This window comes from Vicinamibacteria bacterium (assembly GCA_035620555.1).
In the GTDB taxonomy this organism is placed as follows: domain Bacteria; phylum Acidobacteriota; class Vicinamibacteria; order Marinacidobacterales; family SMYC01; genus DASPGQ01.
This window is the reverse complement of the sequence record DASPGQ010000074.1, coordinates 1-4,683: the sequence shown is the minus strand read 5'-3', so window position 1 is coordinate 4,683 and position 4,683 is coordinate 1. Positions and strand designations below refer to the sequence as shown.

Below are 4,683 nucleotides of genomic sequence, written 5' to 3'. Positions count from 1 at the left end.
CATCGGCACGGGTCTGGGCCTGTCTTTCGTCGAGCGGATCATCCAGGTGCACGGTGGCACCATACGAGTCGACAGTGAGCACGGCAGAGGCTCCACCTTTACTTTCACCGTGCCCATCGCGACCGAAACCATTCGACCGTTCCCCGGAGGGAGCTCGGCGGGGTTTGGCCGGGACGTTCTCGATACGGCTTCGAAGGCGCAGGTGTCCCATTGAGCCCGTCGAGCAGGAGCACACGCGCGCGGCCGACGCGTCTGGCGTGGATGTGCGCCTGGGGCATCTGCGTGAGCCTTTCCGCGGACGGGTGGAGCGCGGAGCAGAACGACAAGAGACCCGCCTCGTCCGATGAGCGCGCCCTCGGGACCCGTCCGGCGACGGACGACGACGACTATATCGTCGTCGTGACCGACAAGGACACTCCGCTCGACTTCTATCACAAGTATCTCGATGGCGCGGAGTTCTGGCGAGAGGTCACCGAGCACAACCTTCTTCGAGAGGGTGTTCGGGTGATGATACCGGGGCGCATGCTCAAGTCGGAACAGATCCCCACCAAGATCAGCTCGTTCACCGGCAACGTGGAGATCGCGCGGAGCTTCGATTGGGAGTGGGTGCCCGCCGTTCCCGACATGCTCGTACAGCAAGGGGACTGGGTTCGCACCCGAGCCAAGAGCTCGGCCGAGCTCCGACAGGACGACGGCACCCTCATCGCCTTGAGACCCAACACGACGATCATCCTCGAGACGAACGGACGTCTCGCGACCGCGGGCGGCGTGATCCGAAAGACGGAGCTCCGGCTCGAGCAGGGCTCCCTGTTCTCACGGGTGGAGACGCTCGTCACCCCCGAGAGTCGGTTCGTGATCTCGACGCCGGTGGCGACATCCTACATCCACGGTACCGAGTGCCGCGTCAAGGTGGAGCGCGAGGGCGCCACGCGTCTCGAGGTTTTCGAAGGTCGTGTCGATTTCGGCGACGAGAACCGGCAGGTTTCGGTAGAAAGCAATTTCGGTGCTCTGGTCACCGCGGAAGGCAGGGTACCCTGGCAGCCACATGGCCTTCCCCCTCCGCCGGTCAAGCTGTCCTCGCCCACGAACCGGCAGGTCTTGACGAACGACCTCTCGTCCCACGACTTCGTCTGGACTTCGATCGGCCGCGCGGTGCTCTACCACCTGGAAGTCTCGACCGACGCCGAGTTCAAAAACCTCGTCGACGAGATTTGGGTCGAGGGCTCGTCCACTCCGCTTGCGAGCGTGTTTTCGGCTGAGCTCGAGCCCGGCACCTTCTTCTGGCGCGTCTCGGCTGTCGACGACAAGGGCTACGAGAGCGCCTGGTCCTCGACGAGCGAATTCATTTATCCACCCAAACTCCCCTGAGCTAGCTTCCCGAGTGAAGGACGATCGCCTCGATCGGGAGCGCGCCCCGACCACGCCACTCGAGCACGATCTCGTGAAGCCCCCGAAAAGCGGCGGCCGGTAGAGCGATCTCGAGCCGGGAAAGGCTCTCGCTCACCTCGACCGCAGTGCTGTCTGTGACCATCACGCCCGTTGCATGGGGAACCGACAGCCGGAACGTCATTCGGAGGGTCTCACCGCGTTCACGGGGCAGGTAGAGCCTTGCCGTTCCCGGAGAGAGCATTCGCACGCGAGGATCGCGCGAACGGGCGAAGCCGCGACCGAGATAGGGAGCTCCCCTCCCCCCCATGTAGATTTCGGTCGGGGTGACGATGGGGTCCGAAATAGCGCTTCGAAGGAGCTCCCGTCGGATCCGCATCAGCCGTACGTCATCGTTCTCGTAGAGCGTCTCGCTCCAGGGCCAAGTCTCGCCCAGTGGCTCCTGCCAGATGAAATCGACTCCAAAATGCGCAAGAAACCAGGCTCGATAACCGAAATCGGAGCCATGAAAGAACTGGGCCACCGCGTGACGTCGGTAGTCTAGGTCGTCGCGACCCACGAACATGTAGTCATAGCCCACGTAGGGGTCGTACACCACGCGACGGCCGGCGAAATAGGGGAGCATGGACGGCACAGACCGGTCGGCGGGCGCGAGCCAGACCGATTCTCTCGTCGACAGGTCCGCCGCCCGCTCGGCGGCCTCCAGCCGGCTGGCCCCGATGAGGTCGGGCGAGAGAGTCGCGGCATGCGCGAAGTGCTGGACCGTGGCGGGAAGCGCCAGGAGGCCAACGCTCGCCACCACGACCGCGAGGCTCCTTCGGGCAAGAAACGAAGCGGTCCAGAACCACAGCACGATCCCCGCCTGAGAGCCGAACCAGACGACGTCGTTCTGAGCTTCCAGACGAGATAATCCCTCGGCCTCGGCGGGCGCGATTCGAAACAGAAGAACGAGAGAAAAACCCATCAGGGCGAACCAGGCGATCGTGCGGCGCAGGGGCTTCCCCTGCCACAGATCACCCGCCCATTCGCGGAGCCCGAAGAGCCTCAACCCCAGAAAGCCGACGAGCCAGATTGCGAGCGCCATCGCGACTGCCGAAAAGCTCTCCACGGCCTCGAAGCGACCCACGGCCACGAGCGAGGGGATCGGGAGCTCGAAGCCGATCTTCTCCATCGAATAGCGTACGATCTCGAGGGGCCGGAGCGTCACACTCGTGTTCGAGCCTCGTGCCGCCAGCAGCGTATGCACCGACGGCGCCACAGCGAACGTGCAGGCCACGGCGAATGCCGTCCGCATCCGCCGGCCTCCCCAGCCGAGAAGTGCCGCAAGTCCCAAGGAAGCGATCGCCTGCGCCCCGAGAAACAGCTTGACGGTGAGGAGCGAGGAGAGAGAAAAGCCGCCGGCCACGAGAAGACCCCTCCCTCCACCCTCCAGGTAGTCTCCCAGGAGCGCCAATCCGGCGAACAAAAGGGGCAAAGCCGGAAGCAGCGGGTTCGTGAGGAAAACCGACACGAGGGTGACGTCCATGAACGCGAGACTCCAGAAGTCGACCGAGGAGAACGCGAGAAAACCCCACCCGGAGCACAAGACCAGCACGACGGACAAGAGATGTGCCCTTTCGCTTTCCGTGAATCGCCTCGCGAGAAGATAGGCGCTGGCCAGCAGGAGCCCGATGTACAAGCCGGGGCCGAGACGGATGAGACCATCGAACGGATCGACCCCGAAGAAGCGAGCCCAGGCGGCGACTTGCAGGTGGTAGCCAACGTGATAGCCAATCGGCTGGCCCCCGGCCGAGAGAAGCTCCGGGGGGTAGGAAGTCGTCAAGGTCCGGACGACCGCGACGTGATAGAGCACGTCCCGCTGCAGGGCGCGATCCATGAGGAACGCCCCTTCCGCGCCGACCCGGTACAGACTCCCCGTCGTGGCGTAGTACGCAACCAGAATCCCCGAGAGAATCGAGCCCAGAATGAGGCGGGCGCTCAGGGGCACGCCGAGGGGCGCGCGAGTCCGCCACGGCACGACCATCGCTCCGATGCCGGTCATCGTGACCATGCCGAAGTAAACGAGAGGAGAGCCGGAGACGAGGTACGAGAAGTAATAGAGCGATGCGAGCGGCCCCCCGAGGACGAGGGCCAGCACCCAGCGCTCCTCGAGGTCCCGGCCGAGGTCGAGAAGCTTGACGAGCAGGAGGCCGGGGAGAAAATGTGCCGCAACGATCGCGGCTAGCGCCGAAAGGTGAGTCGACAACACGCTCGAATACCATGAGTATAGGCCCCTATGCCCCGGGAACTCTCGCGTCTTCTGACCCGCCGAGCGCTCGCCACGTCGGGGCTGGCCTCTTTCGCACTTTCGCTCATCTACACCTATCCGCTCGTCATCGCACCGCACCAAGCGAACCGTTTCGACAGCCCCGACGCCCTGCTCTCCGCCTGGATCTTGTCCTGGGATCTCCATGCGATTCTGAACGGCAATCCGGCCATCTTTGACGCGAACATCTTCTTCCCCGAGCGCAACACGCTCGCCTATTCGGAGAACCTCCTTGCCGCCGCGCTCCTCGTGCTGCCCTTTCGTCTCTTCACCGACAACCCTGTCCTGCTCTTGAACGCGGCCCTTTTGATGGCGCTCGTCGCCAACGGGATCTCGGGTTTTGCTCTAGGCTGTCTGTTCTCTCGCTCGCGATACGGCGGCGCGCTCACCGGGCTGCTCTTTGCTTTCGCGCCGTTCCACTGGGTTCATATTCCCCATCTCCAGCTCCAGCTCGCCTTTCCCCTTCCGGTGGCGTTCTACTTCGCGAGACGCATGAGGGACGCTCCGGGCGCGCGACCCTTGCTCGGCCTGGCCCTTTCCATCGCCGGGAGCTTCGGTTGCTCCGGCTATTTTGCGCTGTTCCTGGCGACAGCGCTTCCCTTGTTCGTCCTGATCGATCTCGGCGGGATTGAACCCGAACGGCGCGTTCGGACTCTCGCCGGGTTCGTCGCCGCGGCGTTCGCGGCGACGTTGCTATCGCTTCCTCTGGTCCTGCCCTACGCGTCCAAGATGGATGCGGGATATCGCCGCGTGTTGAGCGCCGCCTCGGTGAACTCAGCGACGCCCACGGCATATGTCACCAGCGTCGCCCGTCTCCACCACGTTCTTCCCGATGAAGAGGAGCCGTTCTTCCCCGGCTTTGCCGCGAGCGGGCTCGCCGCTCTGGCCTTGTGGAGAGCGGTCCGCAAGAGGGAATCGAGACACGACGTCCTGTTGTGGTCTCTCGTCGGGCTCAGCGGGATTGCGCTGTCCTTGGGTCCCGACCTCGGGCT

Annotated in this window: 4 protein-coding genes; 3 read left to right on the top strand and 1 reads right to left on the bottom strand. The window is 64.2% G+C overall.

Annotation, left to right across the window (positions count from 1 at the left end; genetic code table 11):
- Both VEK15_02800 and VEK15_02795 read left to right on the top strand, forming a co-directional pair.
- Nucleotides 1-214, top strand: a 214-nt coding sequence (locus tag VEK15_02800) for an ATP-binding protein (protein HXV59597.1), incomplete at its 5' end; no start/stop codon positions are given.
- On the top strand, nt 211-1,368 hold the full coding sequence (locus VEK15_02795) for a FecR family protein (GenBank protein HXV59596.1): 1,158 nt from the start codon (nt 211-213) through the stop codon (nt 1,366-1,368). The genes VEK15_02800 and VEK15_02795, both read left to right, overlap by 4 nt.
- A 1-nt stretch (nt 1,369) precedes the next feature.
- On the opposite strand, the gene VEK15_02790 is transcribed toward VEK15_02795, so the two are convergent.
- Nucleotides 1,370-3,631, bottom strand: coding sequence for a hypothetical protein (locus VEK15_02790; protein HXV59595.1), 2,262 nt, complete (start codon nt 3,629-3,631; stop codon nt 1,370-1,372).
- A 30-nt stretch (nt 3,632-3,661) separates the two neighbouring features.
- Here VEK15_02790 and VEK15_02785 point away from each other — a divergent pair.
- On the top strand, nt 3,662-4,683 hold a 1,022-nt coding region (locus VEK15_02785), incomplete at its 3' end, for a hypothetical protein (protein HXV59594.1).